Genomic DNA, 19,075 nt, shown 5'->3' with positions numbered 1-19,075 from the left:
CGTGCTGAACGAGTCATTCACCACGCTCAACCACATCAACGAGTCATTCAGCACGTTCAACCACCTGAATGAGTCATTCAGCACGAAAGCGGCTCCCCGACCGTGGTGGTCGGGGAGCCGTCGAGGGGGTCGGTGGTGCGGGGGCTACTCGAAGAGGGTGCCGGTGTCGGCCTTGGTGCGCAGCAGGGCGGGCGGGGTGAAGCGCTCGCCGTAGCGCTCGGCCAGTTCCTCGGCGCGGGCCAGGAAGCCCTTGGGGCCGCCCTCGTAGCCGTTGACGTACTGGAGCACGCCACCGGTCCACGGCGGGAAGCCGATGCCCATGATGGAGCCGATGTTGGCGTCGGGCACGGAGGTGATCACGCCCTCCTCGACGCAGCGCACGGTCTCCAGCGCCTCGATGAACAGCAGGCGCTCGACGAGGTCCTGGAACGGCACGTCCTCGGTGTGCAGCACGGGGAACGCCTCGGCGAGGCCCGGCCACAGGCCCGTGCGCTTGCCGTCGGAGTAGTTGTAGAAGCCGGAGCCGCCCGCGCGCCCCTCGCGGCCGAACTCCTCGACCATGCGGTCGATCACGGTCTCGGCGGGGTGCGGGGTCCAGGTGCCACCGGCGTCGATGACGGCCTGCTTGGTCTCGGTGCGGATCTTGCGGCCGAGGGTGAGCGTCAGCTCGTCCATCAGCTGGAGCACCGGCGCCGGGTAGCCCGCCTGCGAGGAGACCTGCTCGATGGTCGAGGCGCTGTAGCCCTCGGCGAGCATGGCGACGCCCTCGTTGAGGAAGGTGCCGATGACGCGGCTGGTGAAGAAGCCCCGGCTGTCGTTGACGACGATGGGGGTCTTGCGGATCTGCCGGACCACGTCGACCGCGCGGGCCAGCGCCTCGTCGGAGGTCTGCTCGCCGACGACGATCTCCACCAGCGGCATCTTGTCCACCGGCGAGAAGAAGTGCAGTCCGACGAAGTCCTTGCGGCGCTTGACGCCCTCGGCGAGGCCGGTGATCGGCAGCGTCGAGGTGTTGGAGGCCAGCAGCGCGTGCGGCGCCACGACGCCCTCGATCTCGCCGAAGACCTTGTGCTTCAACGCGGTGTTCTCGAAGACCGCCTCGATCACCAGATCGCAGCCGTCGAGGTCGGCGGCGTCGCCGGTCGGCGTGATGCGGGCCAACACCTCGTCACGAGCTTCAGGAGTGGACCGCCCACGGGACACGGCCTTGTCGAGGATCTTCTGCGAGTACGCCTTGCCCTTCTCGGCGCTCTCGGTGGAGACGTCCTTGAGCACGACCTCGATGCCGGATTTCGCGCACACGTAAGCGATTCCGGCGCCCATCATGCCCGCGCCGAGCACCGCGACCTTGGTCGCCTTCCAGGAGGGGACGTCCTTCGGCCTGCTGCCGCCGGAGTTGATGTGCTGGAGGTCGAAGAAGAACGCCTTGATCATGTTCTTCGCCACCTGGCCGGTCGCCAGGTCGACGAAGTAACGGGTCTCGATGCGCAGCGCGGTGTCGAAGTCGACCTGCGCGCCCTCCACCGCCGCCGCGAGGATGTTGCGCGGCGCGGGCATCGGAGCGCCCTTGAGCTGCTTGCGCAGGTTGGCCGGGAACGCGGGCAGGTTCGCCGCGAACTTCGGGTTGGACGGTGTGCCGCCGGGGATCTTGTGGCCCTTGACGTCCCACGGCTGCACGGCCTCGGGGTTCGCCTTGATCCACTCGCGAGCGCGGGAGATCAGCTCCTCCGGCGTCTGCACGATCTCGTCGATCAGGCCGGTGTCCTTGGCCTCCTGCACGCGCATCTGCTTGCCCTGCAACAGGACCTTCATCAGCGCGTCCACGATGCCGAGCATCCGCACGGTGCGCGCGACACCGCCGCCGCCGGGCAGCAGGCCCAGGGTCACCTCGGGCAGGCCGAAGCGCGCCTTCGGGTCGTCGAGCGCGATGCGGTGGTGCGTGGCCAGCGCGATCTCCAGGCCACCGCCGAGCGCGGCGCCGTTGAGCGCGGCGACGACGGGGCGCCCCAGCGTCTCCAGCCTGCGCAGCGCCGCCTTCATCCGCTCGGTGGCGTCGAAGGCCAGCTGCGCGTTCTCCGGCTGGATGCGGCCGAGGTCCTTGAGGTCGCCGCCGGCGAAGAAGGTCTTCTTGGCGGAGGTCACGATCACGCCGGTGATGTTCTCGCGCTCGGCGTGCAGCCGGTCGGTGATCTCCACGATGGAGCGCTGGAAGCCCTCGTTCATCGTGTTCGCCTGCTGGCCGGGGTCGTCGAGGGTGAGGAGGACGACGCCGTCCTCACTGGACTCCCAGCGAATGGTCTCAGTCATTGTCCGTCTCGCTCCCGGGAATCAGACGCGCTCGATGATCGTGGCGATGCCCATGCCGCCACCGATGCAGAGGGTGGCCAGGCCGTAGCGCGCCTCGCGGCGCTCCAGCTCGTCCAGCAGCGTTCCGGTGATCATCGCACCGGTCGCGCCGAGCGGGTGGCCCATGGCGATGGCGCCGCCGTTGACGTTGACCTTGTCGTGCGAGACGCCCATGTCCTGCATGAAGCGCAGCACCACGGCCGCGAACGCCTCGTTCATCTCGATCAGGTCGATGTCGTCAATGGACAGTCCGGCCTTCGCCAACGCCTTGCGGGTCGCGGGCGCCGGGCCGGTCAGCATGATGGTCGGGTCCGCGCCGGAGAGCGCGGTCGCCACGACGCGGGCGCGCGGGGTGAGGCCGAGGTCCTTGCCCACCTGCTCGCTGCCGATGAGCACGAGCGCGGCGCCGTCGACGATGCCCGAGGAGTTGGCCGCCGTGTGCACGTGGTCGATCTTCTCGACCCAGTGGTACTTCTGGAGCGCGACCGCGTCGAAGCCGCCCATCTCGCCCATCGCGGCGAAGGAGGGCTTGAGCGCGCTGAGGCTCTCCACGGTGCTGTCCGGGCGGACCTGCTCGTCGCGGTCGAGCACGACGAGGCCGTTGCGGTCGCGCACCGGGATCACCGAGCGGTTGAAGTAGCCGTTGGTCCACGCCTTGCCCGCGCGCACCTGGGACTCCACGGCGTAGGCGTCAACGGCCTCGCGGTCCCAGCCGCCGAGCGTGGCGATCAGGTCGGCGCCGATGCCCTGGGGCACGAAGCCCGTGCTGTAGCTGGTTTCCGGGTCCATCGCCCACGCGCCGCCGTCGGAGCCCATGGGCACGCGCGACATCGACTCGACGCCGCCCGCGATGACCAGGTCCTCCCAGCCGGAGCGCACCTTCTGCGCGGCGGTGTTCACGGCTTCGAGGCCGGAGGCGCAGAAGCGGTTGAGCTGCACACCGGCCACGGTGTCGGGCAGCCCGGCCGCGAGCGCGGCGGTCTTGGCGATCACCGAGCCCTGGTCGCCGACCGGGGAGACGACGCCGAGCACGACGTCCTCGACCCGCTGCGGGTCCAGGTTCGGGTTGCGGCGGCGCAGCTCGTCGATCAGGCCCACCACCAGCGAGATCGGCTTGACCTCGTGCAGCGATCCGGTCTTCTTGCCGCGCCCCCGTGGGGTTCGGATCGCGTCGTAAATGAACGCTTCAGACATCTCAGCCGTGCCCTTCAGCCTCGCATCGCTACCGGCGCGTAACAAGCTCACCGCAAGTGTTACACCAGTGCTGTCACATGGGTCAAACTTGTGGCCCCGCTCACGGGAGCAGGGCTGGGCGCGGTGTGGCCGAGCGGCCGAGGCGGGCGATCGCGTCGAGCAGGTGACGAGACGGCACGGACCACCGCAGGCGCTTCGGGACCACCGACAACGCCAGCCGGAACGCCCGCGCCCCCGACGTCGCGCCCACCTCCGAGTACGCCGCGCGGCCGTAGAGACCGATCGCCCAGTCCGGCAACAACGAGTACGACAGGTGGCCCAGCGGCCGGTAGCCCACGCGCGCCGGTAACCGCAGCCAGGGCGGCATGGGCGGAGCGTGCAAGAACTCGTAGACGAGGTCGGCGTCCGGAGTGCGCCGCAGCCGAGGCTTCATCGCGGAGAAGTACTCCGCCATCTCCCCAACCGAACCCGGCACGTCGCCAGCCGCGAGGCCGACCAGCTCCGCCGACCGCCGCTGCTCAGCGAAGTACTGGTCCAGATGGGCGCGCGTGGCGGGAAACCCCGCGCGCACGGTGGCGGACGCGAAGGAGGCGACCTCGGCGCAGTGCACCCACAGCAGCAGTTCCGGGTCGTCCACCAGGAACCGCTCGCCGGTGTCCTGGTCGCGGCCCTTCAGCGCCTGGTGGATGCGGCGCACGCGCGCCGCGGCCTCGTGCACGTCGGCCTGGGTGCCGTAGGTCGAGAGCGCGACGAAGGTCGCGGTGCGCGACAACCGGCCCAACGGGTCCTTGAGGAAGATCGAGTTCTGCACGACGCCCGCGACCGCGCGCGGGTGCAACGCCTGCAAGTACAGGCTGCACACGCCGCCGAGCCACATCGTCGGGTCGCCGTGCAGGTTCCACGTGACCGAGTTCGGGCCGAACAAGCCGGGGTCAACCGCCATGCGCTCCTACGTCCTCCAGCCGATATCCGTTGGGGTAGCCAGGATAAGTCCGGTTGACGGTGCCGCGTTCCAGTCGGTTCACCATCCTTTTCGGCAACCAGCGCTCCGCGGCGCCGTGCGCGCGCAGCACCCGTTCCACCGCCGGCTCAGCTCCCGGAGCTGGCTCCGCGAAGCCGAAAGCGGCCCGCAACGGCGCGCCGAGCACCACGAGCACGCCCTGCTCAGCCACCCCGCGAAGCGGCTTGGGGAACCACCCGCAGAACATGTTCAGCGTCGACCTGCCGACCGCCTCGTTGCTCGGCGCATAGCGGAAGTGCTCACGCTCGTAGTCGGTGTTGAAGCACTCGAACGCCTCGAAGCTGGGCGGAATGTCCTTTATGCCCATGCGTTTTCCCACTTCGCGGTAGAACACGTAACCCGCGACGCGCTCGTGCTCGGTCAGCGGGCGCCAGCCGTACTTGTCGATCCACCGCACCGGCTCGTAGATGAAGGTGGACAGCACGTAGAGCATGTCGTCGTTGCTGATGTCGAAGCGCCCGTGCAGCCGGTTCATCGTCCGCAGCGCCGTCTTGCCGCGCGCGGAGTCGTAGCCGTGCAGCGCGAGTTCGCCCATCAGCACGCGGGTGTCGTCGTAGCGGCGTTGCGGGCGCTCGGCGAACTCACGCGTGCGGTCGACCAGCTGCGAGATGCTGGGCACGCAGAACGTCCGGAACAGCGCGAGCTCCAACGCGCGCGTGTAGTCCCACGGCAGTTCGAGGCCCGCCGACATTCTGTAGATCAACAAGTGGTGTTCCACCGGGTCCAGCCGCTCGATCAGCCGCACGCGGTCGAATCGCCCGAACCCTGCCCTGGAAGGTGTTCTGCCCATGGGAGAAGCGTAGGAACCGGGAAGCCGCCGCCTCCGCGCCGCGAGGGTGGTGAAGTCAGGAGAAGACCTAGAGCCCCATGGAGCGGCCGACGATCTCCTTCATGATCTCGGTGGTACCGCCGTAGATCGTCTGCACGCGGGAGTCCAGGTACGCCTTGGCGATCGGGTACTCCATCATGTAGCCGTAGCCTCCGTGCAGTTGCAAGCACCTGTCGACGACCTTCACCTGAAGTTCGGTCGTCCACCACTTCGCCATCGCGGCGTGCTCGACGCTGAGGGCGTCGGAGAGGTGTTCGGTGATGCAGCGGTCCACGAAGACGCGTGCGATCTGCGCCTCGGTCGCCATCTCGGCCAGCTCGAAGCGGGTGTTCTGGAACTTGCCGATGGGGCGCCCGAAAGCCTTGCGCTCCAAGCAGTACTGCTTCGTCTGCTGCACCACGTGCTCGACAGCGGCCACCGCGGCGACGGCGATGGACAGCCGCTCGCGGGGCAGGTTCTGCATCAGGTAGACGAAGCCCATTCCCTCCTGCCCCAACAGGTTCGCTGCGGGAACGCGGACATCGGAGAAGAACAGCTCGGCGGTGTCCTGCGCCTTCAAGCCAATTTTATCGAGGTTTCGGCCACGCTCGAAACCTGGCATGTCGCGCTCGACAACGAGCAGGCTGATGCCCTGGTGGCCCGCATCGGGATCGGTGCGCGCGACCACGATCACCACATCGGCGTGGATACCGTTGGAGATGAAGGTCTTCGAGCCGTTGAGCACGTAGTCGTCGCCGTCGCGGACCGCCGTCGCGGTGATCCCCTGGAGGTCGGAGCCGACGCCGGGCTCGGTCATCGCGATCGCGCCGACCAGCTCGCCGGAGCAGAACCCGGGCAGCCACCGGCGCTTCTGCTCCTCGGTCGCGAGCTTCAGCAGGTACGGCACGATGATGTCGTTGTGCACCGGGAAACCGACGCCGCTCGCCCCGACCCTGACCAGTTCCTCGTCGAGGATCACCTGGTAGCGGTAGTCGTCGACGCCCCCGCCGCCAAGGGACTCCGGCACGTCCATGCCGAGCAGGCCCTGCGCTCCGGCCTTCGTCCACAGCTCGCGGCTGACGATGCCGTCGGCCTCCCACTGCGCGTGGTGCGGCTCGATCTCCTTGGTCACGAAGGTCCGCGCGGCGTCGCGGAAGGCGTCGTGGTCGGCGGTGAACAGCTCGCGACGCATCTCAGTCCTCGCTTCTCTGGTGCGCGGCACCGGATTCGATGAGTTCGTCCACATCGGACAGACCCCACTCGGAGAGCACGGCCCTGGTGTGACTGCCCGCGGCGGCCGGAACACCGACCGGGGGTGCCGGAGTGCCGGAGAAGCGCGGTGCGGGCGCGGGCTGCACGACTCCGCCGGGCGCCACGAAGACGCCACGAGCCTTGTTGTGCGGGTGTTCCGCAGCCTCGGTCAGGCCGAGCACCGGGGAGACGCACGCGTCGGTGCCCTCGAAGACCTTCGCCCACTCGTCGCGCGTCCGGCTCGCGAAGATCTCCGCGATGCGCCGCCGCAGCTCCGGCCAGTTCGCCGGATCGCCCCGATCCGGCAAGCCGTCGGGAGCCAGCAAGCGCACGAACTCCGCGTAGAACTGGGGTTCCAGAGCGCCAACGGCCATGTGGCCGCCGTCGGAGGTCTCGTACACGTCGTAGAACGGAGCGCCGGTGTCGAGCAGGTTCACCCCGCGCCGGTCCTGCCAGCCACCGCTGGCCACCAGGCCGTAGATCATCGCGCTGAGGTGTGCCGTGCCGTCCACGATCGCCGCGTCCACGACCTGGCCCTGCCCGGTGCGCCCCGCCTGGATCACCGCGGACAGCACGCCGACCGCGAGGTACATCGCCCCGCCGCCGAAGTCCCCGACCAGGTTCATCGGCACCTGCGGCGGCCCGTCCGCGCGCCCGAACGCGTGCAGCGCGCCGGTGATCGCGACGTAGCCGATGTCGTGCCCGGCGGCCGGGGCGAGCGGGCCGTCCTGCCCCCACCCGGTCATCCGGCCGTAGACGAGCTTGGGGTTGCGCGCCATGCAGTGCTCCGGGCCGATGCCCAGCCGCTCCGCGACACCGGGGCGGAAGCCCTCGATCAGCACGTCCGCCTTCTCCGCCAGACGGAGCACGACCTCCGCGCCGCGCTCGTGCTTGAGGTCCACGACCACCTCGCGGCGGCCACGGCCGAGCACGTCGGTGGCGTTCCTGGGCAGCATCGCGCCGCCTCCCGGGCGGTCGACGCGGACCACCTCGGCGCCGAGGTCGGCCAGCAGCATGCCGCAGAACGGCGCGGGCCCGAGCCCCGCCAGCTCGACCACCCTGATCCCGGACAGCGGACCCGACACCACGCACCGCCTTCGCACTGGGAAGACCTGGACGTGGCTAGTGTTACAGTCCTGGTGTCACATCAGTCAAGGAGAGATGATGGCCGAGCAGGAAGCGCAGTACACCGTTGACGAGCTGGCCGTTCGAGCCGGGGTCACGGTGCGCACCGTGCGCTTCTACGCGGGCCGCAACCTGCTGCCGCCGCCTCGTCTGCGCGGTCGGGTCGGCCTCTACGGCCCCGTGCACCTGGCCCGGCTGGAGCTGATCCGCGAACTCCAGGCGCTCGGCTTCACCCTGGCCGCCGTCGAGCGGCACCTCCAGCGCATCCCGCACGACGCCTCCGCCGAGGACCTCGCGTTGCAGCGCGCGCTGCTCACGCCGTGGGTGGCCGAGACGCGCGAGGAGGTCGAGCTGCACGAGCTGAGCCGCCGCGCGGGCCGCCAGCTCGACGAGGACACCATCGAGCAGCTCGTCTCGCTCGGCGTGCTGGAGCGCACCGACGGCACGGGGTTCACGCTGCTCAACCCGACGTTGCTGGCCAACGGCCTGGAGATCATCGACCTCGGCATGCCGCCGGAGATGCTGCACGCGGCGAAGAAGGTCGTCGAGCGGCACGTGGTGGCGATGGCCGCCGAGCTCCAGGAGCTGTTCGAGGACAACGTGCTGCGCCCCTACGTCGAGCAGGGCCGCAAGGCCGGGGACCGCGAACGGGTCCGGCAGATCACCGACAAGCTCAAACCCGTCACCATCCAGGCCCTGGTCAGCGGCTTCGAACGCGCCGTCAACCACACCCTCCGCCGCAAGGTCTCCGGCTCCTGACCGCCGTCGCTTTTCCCGTTTCGTACTCATAGCGGGAAAGAGAGCGCTTCCCCACCCCGCTTGGAGTACGAAACGGGATTCTTGCGACCAACCACGCGGACGTTCAGGGGTGCGGGTGGGCGCTGCGCATGGGTGAAGTCTACCTGGTTTCGGGGCGCTGACCTGCGCATTGCAGAGTCGCACAAGCCTGGCGGGGCACCGTCACCGCTGAACCGCCGAGGGGTGGGCGCGGTGCGTCGCTACGCGGTGTACCGCGCCCCGGCTCGCTTGCCGTACCAGCTCGTCCACACCAGCGCGGCGGTGATGATCACGGCGGGCATCACCGACGACACGCCGATGGCCACGTCCAGCGGGAACAGGAGCGCGACGGGCACGCGCAGCGCGGCCTCGCCGACCAGCGACAGCGCCCACACCAACGTGATCACCGTGAAGATCCGGCGGAAACCGGATTCCTTGGCGTAGAGCGAATCCCAACGCCGCACGAGGTCCTTCTCGCCGGAGCGGACGCGCTTGGCGGCGGTGAACGCGGCGGGCGCGCCGAACAGGCACGTGCCGAGCAGGAACAGCCCGAGCACGGCGGTCGTGCCGGACTGCAGCACCAGCAGCATGCGCTCCTCGCCGGTCACGAAGGACAGCGCCAGTCCGACACCGAACATCAGCAGCATGACCGCCGAGATCGCGTCGAAGGTCTTGCGCCGCCACGCCGCGTAGCCGACCCGCACGCCCGCGATGAGCGTCGCCGCGAGCAGCGCGTAGTACTCCGCGAAGCCGAGCGCGCGGGCCCCGTAGTAGGCGCCGAGCGGGAGGCCGACGTCGAACAGCAACACCGGCACAACGGACTTCTTGCTGGACTTCGGCACCCTTGCCTCCCCACAGCGCGACAAGCGAGGACAGCGAACCACACGGATTCCCCACCACGGCGGGAAATCAGTGTCCCTATGAGGCGCATCAGCAGAAAGACGGAGCCAAACCTGCCTCACTCAGAGGTGTGCGTTCCCGTGAGCGGCACTGCGGCGGCGAACGCGCGGTGCGAGGGTCGGAGGATGCACCGCCTCACGCCGCCGCTGTTCCTCCTGGCCGCGCTCCTCGCCGCGCCGGGCACCGCGAACGCGGGCGAGGACACGAAAACGGTCAGCTACCACGGCTACGAGATCGACGTGCCCGCCTCCTGGGAGGTGGTGAACCTGGAGAGCGCGCCGAGCACGTGCGTGCGCTTCGACAAGCACGCGGTCTACCTCGGGCACCCCGGCACCCCGCAGAACTGCCCCGCGCAGGACAAGCGGACCGACGCCCTTCTCCTGGAACCGGTGGAGAACGCCAAGCCCAGCACCGAGATCGTCACCAGGCTGCCGTCCTACGTGGCGAAGCCGACGCAGCTGCCCTACGCGCCCGAGTTCTCCATGGTGGTCAGCGCGGCGGGGGTGATGGTGACCGTGAGCCGGGGCGAGGACAAGGCGCAGATCGCCCAGGTGCTGGACACCGGGCGCATCACCCCGGACGTCGCTCCCCCGAACCCCTGACCACGAGCGTCGCGGGCAGCACGACCTCGCGGCTCGGGGACTCGTCGCCGTCGATGCGGGCGAACAGCAGCCGCGCCGCCGTCGTCCCCATCTCCACCGGGTCCTGGGCGAGCACGGTCAGCGGCGGGGAAAGCCGGTCCGCGAGCACGATGTCGTCGAAACCCACCACCGCCGTGCCCGCGCCGCACGCCGCCACCGCCCGCACCGCGCCGATGGTCATCAGGTCGTTGGCGGCGAACAACGCTGTCGGAGGCCGCGCCGAACCGAGCAGCTCGCGCGCGGCCTGCTCCGCCGAAGCCGCATCGCGCAGTCCCTGGCGCACCAACGCCGGGTCGAACGCCTCGCCCACCGCGTCGCGGTAGCCCTGAAGTCGTTGGCGCGCAGTCCAAATCGACTCAAGGTCACCGAGGTAGCCGATCCGCGCGTGCCCGTGCTCGACCAGGTGCGCGACCCCGCGCGCCGCTGCGGTGCGACCGTCGACGAGCACGGCGTCGACGGGCAGCCCGTTCGCGGGCCGGTCCACGAAGACCACCGCGGTGCCCGCCGGTGCGCCGCGCCACGGCTCCGTGTCGGTCGGCACAGCGATCAGCCCGTCCACTCGGCGCGCGGTGAACGCGGCGACGAGCTCCCGCTCACGCACCTGGTCTTCCTTGGTGCTCCCGAAAAGCACCGTGAAGCCGTGTGCGCGGGCCTCCTCCTCGACGGCCCCCGCGAGCGCCGCGTAGAAGGGGTTCGCGATGTCGTCGACCAGCAGCGCGATCACCATCGAGGCGTGGTGCCTGCGGCGCAGCGTGCTGGCGGCGTGGTTGAGCTGGTAGCCGAGCCGACCGACCGCCTCGCGCACGCGCTCCGCCGTGCTGGGCCGCACCCCGGCGCCCCCGTTGATCACGCGGGACACCGTCATCACTCCGACCCCGGCGGCGTCGGCGACGTCGCGCATGGTCGGCCGGGAGGACTTGCTTCGTGCCAACTCCGGCTCCCGGTTCATGCACAGTCATGAATTGCGTCAGCCGGACGCTATCAAGCCTGTCGATCACCGCCGCGCGGGGAACTGCTCTCCGGTCGGCGGCAGGAACCTCCTGCGGTACAACGCCTCGTAGCGCGCGGAGACGACCGGACCCGCGGTGACCTCGGTCCGCTGCACGCCAGGGTCCACCGACGCGAGCCCGGCGGCGGGCGCGGCCAGCAACGCGGCGCCGACCAGCGTGGGGTCTCCGCTCACCGTGGTGGTGGGCCACGGGTTCACCGCGGCCTTGATCTGCGTCCACCCCGGAAGTCGTTCTCCGCCAAGCACTGTGACGCGCGCGGGCAGCACGTTGGTGATCGCGGCGATCTCCTCCGACACCCAGCGCGAGTGGAACGCGGTGCCTTCGAGCACGGCGGCCGCCAGGTCGGCGAGGGTGTGCCGCTCGGTCACCCCGCGCAGCGCGAGCCTGCGGTGCGGTCGCGGCTGCGGCGCCGCGCAACCGTGCAGGTACGGCTCAACGACAACGCCGGTCGGCCGCTCGGTGCTCTCCGCGACGAGGTCGATGAACCGCTTCACCGCGTCCTCGCCGACGTCGCGCTCGGCCAGCATCCGCCGCACGAACCACTCCGCGAGCGCGCTGCTGCCAGGCAGTTCGCCGATCATGCACCAGCGCGAGCCGTCCACGTAGCGCCCGGCGCTGGTTCCCGTCGCGACCAGTGCGGACGGGTCGGCGAGCCGATCGGCGACCGCGATCACCGCCTCCGTCGAGCCCGCCGAATCGGCGAGCTGGCCCGGGGCCCGCACCCCGGCCGCGTACGCGCCGACGAGGTGGTCATGCCCGGCGATGACCACGGGGGTGCCCGCGTAGAGGCCGGTGCCGACCGCGACGGACTCGGTGACCTGCCCGGTTACCTCGCCGCGCGCCAGCACCGGGGGCAGCTGCGAGCGGCGAAGCCCCGCCAGCGCGAGGAGGTCCGCGTCGAACTCGCCGCTGCGCACGTCGAAAGCCATCGTGCGCTGGGCGAGCGTGACGTTCGTGCTCAGCTCCCCGGTCAGCGCGAGGGCGACCAGGTCCGCGACGCTGACCCAGCACCGCGTCTTGCGCAGCACTCCGGCCGCGTTCTCGCGCAGCCACAACCACTTCGGCAGCGGGTGGCGCGCGTGCACCGGCAGCCCGGTGGTCGCGGCCAGCGACACCGCGCCCAGCTCGCGGTCCAGCCACGCGGTCTGCGCGGCGGCCCGCCCGTCGGCCCAGGAGAGCATGGGGTGCAACGGTTTCAGGTCCGCGTCCAACGCGACCCCGGTCTCCGCCATGCTCGCGACGCCGATGGCCTCCGGCGCCGTGCCCGCGACGCTGACGCACTCCGCGAGGCAGTCCAGCACCACCTGGACGATCCGCTCGGCGTCGTAGTGCTGGCCGCCCTGCCCGCGCGGAGTGGGCCGCACCAGCCGCACGACCGGGACGCCGTCCACGCCGAAGAGGCCGACCTTGGTGTTGGCGCTGCCGACGTCGACCCCGGCGAGCAGGCGACGCGGTGCGGCACCGGCCGGACCGGCCGATCCACCCGATCCGGCAGAGGAGGTGCTCATCCGGCGAACGCGCTGACGAGCCTGCGCAGCGCGTCGTCCTCGCCGACCGAGCCGGGAACCACCACGAACGGCCGGTTCTCCAGCAGCCACAGCGGAACGCCCGGCATCAGCTGCCCGGCCACCGTCGCGTGCCGCGCCCGGAAACCGTCGGTGGCCACCCTGGAGGAGGTGATCCCGCCCTTGACGATCACGCTGTCCACCTCGCGCGCCACCACAGAGACGATCTCGGCGATCGAGTCCAGCAGCATGATCGGGGTGTCCGGCCCCAGGTGCTCGGAGCGCTCGGTGCTCAGCATCGCCACCCCGTGCACGTCCAGCTCGGCGGTGATCCGCGTGGTCAGCTCGCCGACCATGTCGGGGCAGCCGCCGATCGAGGCGGCCGTGGAGATCTCGATCCGCCGGTTGGCCAGCTCGCCGAGCGCGTCCACCTGCCTGGTGCTGGTCTCGCTGACCGATCCGCAGATCACCAGCAGCCTGCCGCGCCCGCTGAGCTTGGCCTCGTCGATCGTGCGCGAGCGCAGGCACGCGCGCACCGACGCGAAGGACACCCCGCAGCGCGTGACCACCGACTTGCCGGAGCGCTCGGCGGCGATCAGGCCCTCGGAGATCGTCTCCAGGTCCGCGTGCTCGGTGGCGTCGGGCACGACCACCTCGTGCGGCCCGGCGTCGAAGAGTGCGTCCCGCACCGCCACGTAACCGCGCTCGCGCAGCGCGTCCAAGCCGACCGTGCGCGCCTTCCACCGGCCCTGGGTGACCTCGTCGACCCAGTCCGCGATGGAGTGGCTGCGGTAGCCGAAGACGCTGTCGCGCGCGAACTCCGTGTCAGCGGCCGGAACCGCTGTGCCGTCGACGCTGACGTAGTGCACGCCGTCCCTGGTGAAGCGGCCGCGCTCCAGGAACGCCGGGACGAACAGCCCCGAGGTGTTCTGCGCGACGGCCTCCATCTCCGGGAAGACGTGCCCGCGCAGCGCGGAGTCCCCGCGTAACAGGAAGGCGATGTCCTGGCCGGTGGCCCTGGCGGCTGTCCTGGCCTGTTCGGCGATGCCCGAGACCATGGCAGCGGCCGTGGAGCGGGGCAGGGCTCTGGTGTTGGACAACGCGAACACGGCCTTGCGCGGGCCGCGCAGGAACGCGTCGAAGGCGGCGGTGTCCGGGCGCAGCACGACGTCGATGTCGGAAGCCGTGTGGGTCCCGGTGGGGTCGTCGTCGATGATGACGACCCTGCGGTGGTCGTCGGCGGCGGCGAACACCTCATGGGTGGCAGCAGTCAAGGCCGGTCCAGCCAGTGAGCGGTGAGCGGTGTGATGCAGGGCACTGCCGAACTTCTCGCATCCGGGTGTGAGCTGTCAACAATCTGACGACCCTTCGGGAAAATCGAGTGCACACTCGGGCACATGGGAAAGAGCTACCCCGCGATCGACAGCCGACTGCGCGAGTTCATCGAGCGCCAGCCCCTGTTCTTCGTCGCGACCGCGCCGCTGTCCGAGGACGGGCACGTCAACCTCTCGCCCAAGGGCCGTTCCAGCTCGCTCGCCGTGCTGGACGAGATGACCGTCGCGTACCTGGACTTCGGCGGCAGCCACGCCGAGACCATCGCGCACGTGCGCGAGAACAAGCGGATCACCGTGATGTGGTGCGCTTTCGAAGGGCCGCCCGCCATCGTCCGCGTGCACGGGACCGGTGCCGTGGTGCTGCGCGACGATCCGCGCTTCGCCGAGCTGATCCCGCGCTTCGCCGAGGCCGACGGCCCCGCCGTCCGGGCGATCATCGTGATCAGCGCCGAGCGGATCACCGACACCTGCGGCTACGCCGTGCCGTTCATGGACTATCGCGAGGACCGCGACCTGCACGCGCGCTACTTCGGCCGCAAGACCGACGAGGAGTTCGCGGACTACTGCGCGAGCAAGGAGTTCAACGGCTCCAGCATCGACGGCCTGCCCGCACTACCGCTCCCCCTGCCCCCGCGCACCGCTTGACCCCTGTTTGACACGTGTTGTCACGCGAGGCGGGCGGGTGAGGTGGAGACGGACCTGGGTCGGTGGTGACTGGAGATTGTCACCACCGACCCAGGTCCCCACCGGCGCCACTCCGGCTGGTCGCCCAGCCGGTGCAGGGTCGTGGGCCGGATCGCCCCGACTGGCAGGTCCGGGCCGACCCCCGAAGCCGGTCCGGACTGGTGCTCGGGCTCGGCCTAGCTCGCCGACCGGCGCGCGCCGGTCATCACGGGCTCGGCGTCGAGGACGCGCAGACCGCCGCCGAAGCCCTCGGGCCCCGGGATGAGCAGTCCGTTGGACAGGGCGTTGGCAACGGCCGCCGCCCGGTCGCTGACGTGCAGCTTGGAGAAGACCCGCTGCAGGTGGGTCTTGACGGTGGTCTCGGCGACGAAGAGCCTGCGGCCGATCTCGGCGTTGGTCAGCCCCTCGGCGACCAGGCGCAGCACGTCCAGCTCGCGGCCGGAGAGCACCGAACGGCTCTCCTGCCTGCGCAGCCTCGGCATCCTGCCGGGCACCGGCAGCAGCTGCGACGGCATGGCCGCGACCCCGCTGCGGGCCTGGCGGACAGCGGAGATCAGCTCCTCCGGCGCGGCGGTCTTGAGCACGAAGCCCATCGCGCCCGCCTCCAGCGCCGCCCCGGCCCGCGCCTGGTTGTCGGAGAAGACGACAACGACGACGGGCAGGCGGGTGCGCAGCACCGCCTTGATCACCTCGATGCCGTCGACCTCGCCGAGGTCGATGTCCACCAGGACGACGTCCGGGCGGGCGGCGCAGACCTGGTCGACGACGCGGGCACCGCCACCGACGGCGCCGACGAAGGTGAAGTCGGGGTGCCTGGTGAAGCAGGCGCGCAGGCCCTCAGCCACGACCGGGTGACGGTCGACGGCGAGCACGCGCAGTCTGGTGTCCTGTGTTTCCTCACGCGAACAGGTGCACGCGTGATCGCGTGGACGCAGGTCAGGCGGCGGAGTGTGCAGCGACATGACAGACCTTTCGACTGGCCCCCGGGACAGAGCTGCCAACTTGGCATCCCACTTTGCCGCGAGTGTTGACAACTTCTGACAACCCGATCCTACTTAAGTAGGCGTCCGTCAGTCAACACGCCTGTCATCGAGATGGGCAGCGCCCGACTCCCCGGCAACGCGCCGTTAACCTGCAAGTAGGTCCGGCCGGAGTAGCCCGGAAGCGTGTCCTTCGGCCAGAGTACGCCGCGCGGCCGTTTGTCAAACTGTTGACAACCCGTCCCAGACCGCCGAGTCACGTTGACGGGCCAGGCTCGCCCTTTTACCCTTCTGCCGTTGAACACCGTGGGTGAGCACCACGGGAAAAGGGCAGCACCATGGCGCGACGGACCTACCTTCGTAGCCACTCAGTCAGGGTCAACCATGACAGTGCGTGACAGGCGAGCGGGCGGCTCGCGGGACGGCGAGCCGGTCTCCCCAGGGGCAGGGGAGCGCCGGCTACGCGCGTGCGCGCTGATCGCGCAGGGTCTGCACGGACAACGAGGCGACCTCTTTGAGCAGCGCCGGGCGCACCTCGTCCGGATCGGCCGAGTCCAGGTGCTGCAGCAGCTCGTCCAGCGCGCTGAGCCGCCGCTCCTCCCGGCCGAGCTGAGCGCTCAGCCGCACCACCGTCATCAGGGCGCGCATCTGGTCCGCGGTGTCCAGCGGTCCGGCCAGCGCGCTCTCCGCGTGATCGAGAGCGCTTTCCGGTTGCCCAGCGCGAACCGCGACGGCCGAGCGCATGAGCGCCACCTGCGAGTCGACCTGGCTGTTGGCGGCCCGGCGCAGCTGCGTGACCTCCTCGAGCAGGGACTCGGCGGAGACCGGCAGCGGCAGGTCGAAGTTCAGCACCATGTAGACGGTGGTCAGCCGGACGCGGCACCACAGGTCGGCGCCGATGGTCTCCGCCGGGTGCGCGAGCGCGGCCTGGATCTGCTCGGCGGCCTTGTCGAGGAAGCCCGCGCGGGTCAGCGCGCCGGCGTAGGTCCAGTGCATGGTGACCGCGGCCTCGGCGAACGTGGAGCGGCTGCGCCAGTCCGGGACGTCCTGCGGCCCGGCGTTGACCAGCTCGATGCCTCGGGCGCACACGCGCAGCGCCTCGTCGATCCGGCGAGCCTCAGCGAGCGAGGACGCCAGGGAGACCGAGGCGCGCAGGCGCAGCGGCCACGCCTCACCCGGCGCGAAGTCGGCGTTGGCGAGGCCCTCCGCCTCCAGCAGTGCCCGCTGGGCCAGTTCGGCGGCCTCGCGGAAGCGGCCGAGGTTGCGCAACGCGGCGGCGTTGAGGGTCTCGCTGACGACCTTGGCGGCCGCGGGCAGTCCCCGGTACATCGGCTCGATCGCCTCGAGGCGGCCGGCGACGTCCTGGGTGCGGCCGAGCTTGCCGGCGCAGGAAGCGGCGACGTACTCGCAGAACCAGCGATCCTGCGGGTCGCGGACGTGTTCCCGCAGCGCGTCCAGCACCTCCAGCGCGGCGTCCGGCCTGCCCTCCAAGAGCAGGTCCATCACGCGGGCGTAGCCCACCATGAACTCACCACCGCTGACGCGGGTGCCGTTGTCGAGCCCGGCGAAGGACTCGGTCGGCACCCCCAACCTGGCGGCGAGCTGTTCCACCACCTTCGGCGTGGGGGTACGTTGCCCCGATTCCAGGCGGGACAGGTAGCTGCTCGACAGTCCCTCACCGGCGAGGTCGCGCTGCGTCAGACCTCGGGAAACACGCAAGGCACGCAGTCGGTCTCCGAACGTGGCGGGCAGCTCGCGTTCGGTACTGACTCGATCGGCAGATGTCATGACAGGTAGCTACTCAAGGAGGCAGGCATGCTTGTTGCCTTTCTGATGACACTGTACGCGGGAATTCTTTCACCGCTAGACAGTGGCGTTCAATCCACCGATACCGTTTCGACGCTTGCGGCCGAGACGCAGCAGGTGCAGGCGGACCCCGGGCGCAAGCCCTGTGGCATCGAGTGGCCGCTCTGCCAGCCGCCGAACCCGAAGGCCATCGCCACCGATCTGACGGCGAGCATGCCCGCGAGCTGCGGTGACGTCGCGTGGCCTGGCTTCTGCCAGCCTGTGGGCGCGCAGCTCGCCAAGGACCCGGGCAGCGTGGGCGGCATCGAGTGGCCGGGCACTTCCGGCATCGTCCGCGTCAACGGCGCTCTCCCGCCGCTCGGCCCGGGCGTCGAGTGGCCCGATCCCTGACCGCCGGGGACGACTAGCGCTGACATGACATGAAGGACGGGGTGCCTGCGAGGGCGGCACCCCGTCCTTTGTCATGTCCGGGACTTCGGCTCCCGTCGAAGGAAGCGCGATCTACAGCGCCTGCTCCAGCTGCTTCTCGTCCTCGGGCGGGAGCGCGGCGACGGCCTTCTTCTTCGCCTTGCTCTTGCGGACCAGCAGGAACACCACGACGGCGACGACGAGACCGCCGAGCAGGAAGTAGCTGGCGGTGCTGAGCTTGGACTCGATCTGCTTGGCCGCCTCACCGGCCATGGCGGCGATGGTGACGTGCAGCGCGGCCCACGGCGCGGCGCCGCAGACGGAGGCGATCAGCAGCTTCGGGTAGGCAAGGCCCGCGGTGCCCGCCGCGGCCGGGGTGAGCGAGCGGACGACGGGCAGCCACCTGGCGAAGAACACCGCCCACGCGCCGCGGCGGCGGATGAGCGCGGTGGCCTTGTCCCAGTTCTCCTGCCCCATCTTCTTGATCAGCCGGGTCTCCCTGAGCCTGCCGCCGAAGCGCCTGCCGACCAGGTAGCCGACGGAGTCGCCCGCCACGGCGGCGAGGGTGACCACGGCCCACATGACGATGCCGGTGCCGAGCGCCTTGACGGTGCTCGCGGCGACCAGCAGACCCACCTCACCGGGCACGATGAGGCCCAGGCCGATGGTGGTCTCGCCGAAGGTGAAGGCCGCGGCGGCGGCGAGTACGAGCGGTTGCGGGAGCCCGGCGATGGACTCCAGGCCGTCACTGATCAGTCCCACGGGTCTTCTTCCCCCAGTGCGTGTGCGGGATCGGGTGCACGGGCCGTGATCAACTGCCCCCAGCGGCCCGGCCGCCTACCCTATCCGGGCGATCATGGCGGCGAATCGGTATTGGGGGGTAATGTCCGTTCCGTCCGAAGATCGACGTTTGGGGGGATATGAGCGGGGCACGATCGGCACGTGCCGGTCGCGACCTACTCCCCTGGGAGGCTGAATTCACGTTCACGAACGTGCGAACTTGCTCCCCGGAGATCGTTTTCGGTACTGATTATTAGGACGCAGGTCACATCTCGACCTCGCTCAGCGAACGTGACACGACTGACTCCCGACGCGGGTAGGGCCAGGAGGAGCCGTCATGGCAACGACCCGGTACCGCGCCGAAGCCGAGCCAGTGCTCGACGCCTTCAGCGCCGACCATGCCGACACGACGAACGACGCACGCCTGTGGCCGCCGGAGACCGGCCGGACGCCCCGTTCGTTAGCCGCGAGCCCGTACCGGGCCGCCTTCACCCACATCGGGTAA

18 protein-coding genes are annotated in these 19,075 nt (G+C 70.2%); 5 read left to right on the top strand and 13 right to left on the bottom strand.

What is annotated here, in order from left to right:
- Window positions 1–144 precede the first annotated feature (144 nt).
- The 6 genes from CCN37_RS19495 to CCN37_RS19470 form a co-directional block, all read right to left on the bottom strand.
- Window positions 145–2,307: a 3-hydroxyacyl-CoA dehydrogenase NAD-binding domain-containing protein gene (locus CCN37_RS19495; protein ID WP_086822927.1), complete on the bottom strand. Its 2,163-nt coding sequence runs from the start codon at window positions 2,305–2,307 to the stop codon at window positions 145–147.
- A gap of 21 nt (window positions 2,308–2,328) precedes the next feature.
- The gene (locus CCN37_RS19490; RefSeq protein ID WP_086822923.1) at window positions 2,329–3,540 is read right to left on the bottom strand and encodes an acetyl-CoA C-acetyltransferase; all 1,212 of its coding nucleotides are present in this window, start codon (window positions 3,538–3,540) and stop codon (window positions 2,329–2,331) included.
- A 100-nt stretch (window positions 3,541–3,640) separates the two neighbouring features.
- Window positions 3,641–4,483, bottom strand: a complete 843-nt coding sequence (locus CCN37_RS19485; protein WP_086822920.1) for an oxygenase MpaB family protein — start codon at window positions 4,481–4,483, stop codon at window positions 3,641–3,643.
- Window positions 4,473–5,351, bottom strand: a complete 879-nt coding sequence (locus CCN37_RS19480) for an oxygenase MpaB family protein (RefSeq protein WP_086822918.1) — start codon at window positions 5,349–5,351, stop codon at window positions 4,473–4,475. Before CCN37_RS19480 ends, CCN37_RS19485 begins: the two co-directional genes overlap by 11 nt.
- A gap of 67 nt (window positions 5,352–5,418) precedes the next feature.
- Window positions 5,419–6,561: an acyl-CoA dehydrogenase family protein gene (locus CCN37_RS19475; protein ID WP_086822915.1), complete on the bottom strand. Its 1,143-nt coding sequence runs from the start codon at window positions 6,559–6,561 to the stop codon at window positions 5,419–5,421.
- Window position 6,562: 1 nt separating this feature from the next.
- Window positions 6,563–7,708 (bottom strand): CaiB/BaiF CoA-transferase family protein, encoded by a 1,146-nt coding sequence (locus CCN37_RS19470; RefSeq protein WP_210408115.1) that lies wholly within the window; start codon window positions 7,706–7,708, stop codon window positions 6,563–6,565.
- Between the two features lie 76 nt (window positions 7,709–7,784).
- On the opposite strand from CCN37_RS19470, the gene CCN37_RS19465 reads away from it, so the two are divergent.
- A complete protein-coding gene (locus CCN37_RS19465; RefSeq protein ID WP_246843150.1) occupies window positions 7,785–8,504 on the top strand; it encodes a MerR family transcriptional regulator in 720 nt (239 codons plus the stop codon).
- 239 nt (window positions 8,505–8,743) lie between these two features.
- Here CCN37_RS19465 and CCN37_RS19460 read toward each other — a convergent pair whose 3' ends face one another.
- Complete coding sequence (locus CCN37_RS19460) at window positions 8,744–9,364, bottom strand: VC0807 family protein (protein ID WP_086822905.1); 621 nt, start codon at window positions 9,362–9,364, stop codon at window positions 8,744–8,746.
- A gap of 138 nt (window positions 9,365–9,502) precedes the next feature.
- Here CCN37_RS19460 and CCN37_RS19455 point away from each other — a divergent pair, with 138 nt between their 5' ends.
- The gene (locus CCN37_RS19455; protein WP_143261684.1) at window positions 9,503–10,024 is read left to right on the top strand and encodes a hypothetical protein; all 522 of its coding nucleotides are present in this window, start codon (window positions 9,503–9,505) and stop codon (window positions 10,022–10,024) included.
- Here the strand turns inward: CCN37_RS19455 and CCN37_RS19450 are convergent.
- The 3 genes from CCN37_RS19450 to CCN37_RS19440 form a co-directional block, all read right to left on the bottom strand.
- Window positions 9,993–10,994: a LacI family DNA-binding transcriptional regulator gene (locus CCN37_RS19450; RefSeq protein ID WP_246843149.1), complete on the bottom strand. Its 1,002-nt coding sequence runs from the start codon at window positions 10,992–10,994 to the stop codon at window positions 9,993–9,995. The two genes, CCN37_RS19455 and CCN37_RS19450, sit on opposite strands and share 32 nt — an antisense overlap.
- A gap of 63 nt (window positions 10,995–11,057) precedes the next feature.
- Window positions 11,058–12,581, bottom strand: coding sequence for an L-fuculokinase (locus tag CCN37_RS19445; protein WP_086822896.1), 1,524 nt, complete (start codon window positions 12,579–12,581; stop codon window positions 11,058–11,060).
- Window positions 12,578–13,852, bottom strand: a complete 1,275-nt coding sequence (locus CCN37_RS19440) for a four-carbon acid sugar kinase family protein (protein ID WP_086822893.1) — start codon at window positions 13,850–13,852, stop codon at window positions 12,578–12,580. Before CCN37_RS19440 ends, CCN37_RS19445 begins: the two co-directional genes overlap by 4 nt.
- Before the next feature lie 123 nt (window positions 13,853–13,975).
- Here CCN37_RS19440 and CCN37_RS19435 point away from each other — a divergent pair, with 123 nt between their 5' ends.
- Window positions 13,976–14,557 carry a pyridoxamine 5'-phosphate oxidase family protein gene (locus tag CCN37_RS19435; RefSeq protein ID WP_086822890.1) on the top strand — a complete coding sequence of 194 codons (582 nt, stop codon included), beginning with the start codon at window positions 13,976–13,978 and terminating at the stop codon, window positions 14,555–14,557.
- Between the two features lie 215 nt (window positions 14,558–14,772).
- Here CCN37_RS19435 and CCN37_RS19430 read toward each other — a convergent pair whose 3' ends face one another.
- Window positions 14,773–15,558: a response regulator transcription factor gene (locus tag CCN37_RS19430; protein WP_086822887.1), complete on the bottom strand. Its 786-nt coding sequence runs from the start codon at window positions 15,556–15,558 to the stop codon at window positions 14,773–14,775.
- Between the two features lie 477 nt (window positions 15,559–16,035).
- Complete coding sequence (locus CCN37_RS19425) at window positions 16,036–17,295, bottom strand: helix-turn-helix transcriptional regulator (protein ID WP_168200746.1); 1,260 nt, start codon at window positions 17,293–17,295, stop codon at window positions 16,036–16,038.
- A gap of 96 nt (window positions 17,296–17,391) precedes the next feature.
- Here CCN37_RS19425 and CCN37_RS19420 point away from each other — a divergent pair, with 96 nt between their 5' ends.
- Window positions 17,392–17,772, top strand: coding sequence for a hypothetical protein (locus CCN37_RS19420; RefSeq protein ID WP_143261683.1), 381 nt, complete (start codon window positions 17,392–17,394; stop codon window positions 17,770–17,772).
- Window positions 17,773–17,883: 111 nt separating this feature from the next.
- Here CCN37_RS19420 and CCN37_RS19415 read toward each other — a convergent pair whose 3' ends face one another.
- Window positions 17,884–18,552 carry a DedA family protein gene (locus tag CCN37_RS19415; RefSeq protein ID WP_086822878.1) on the bottom strand — a complete coding sequence of 223 codons (669 nt, stop codon included), beginning with the start codon at window positions 18,550–18,552 and terminating at the stop codon, window positions 17,884–17,886.
- Window positions 18,553–18,907: 355 nt separating this feature from the next.
- On the opposite strand from CCN37_RS19415, the gene CCN37_RS39990 reads away from it, so the two are divergent.
- On the top strand, window positions 18,908–19,075 hold the full coding sequence (locus CCN37_RS39990) for a hypothetical protein (protein ID WP_168200745.1): 168 nt from the start codon (window positions 18,908–18,910) through the stop codon (window positions 19,073–19,075).

This window comes from Allokutzneria sp. NRRL B-24872 (genome assembly GCF_002155965.1).
Lineage (GTDB): Bacteria > Actinomycetota > Actinomycetes > Mycobacteriales > Pseudonocardiaceae > Allokutzneria.
This window is presented reverse-complemented; position numbering and strand designations above follow the sequence as displayed.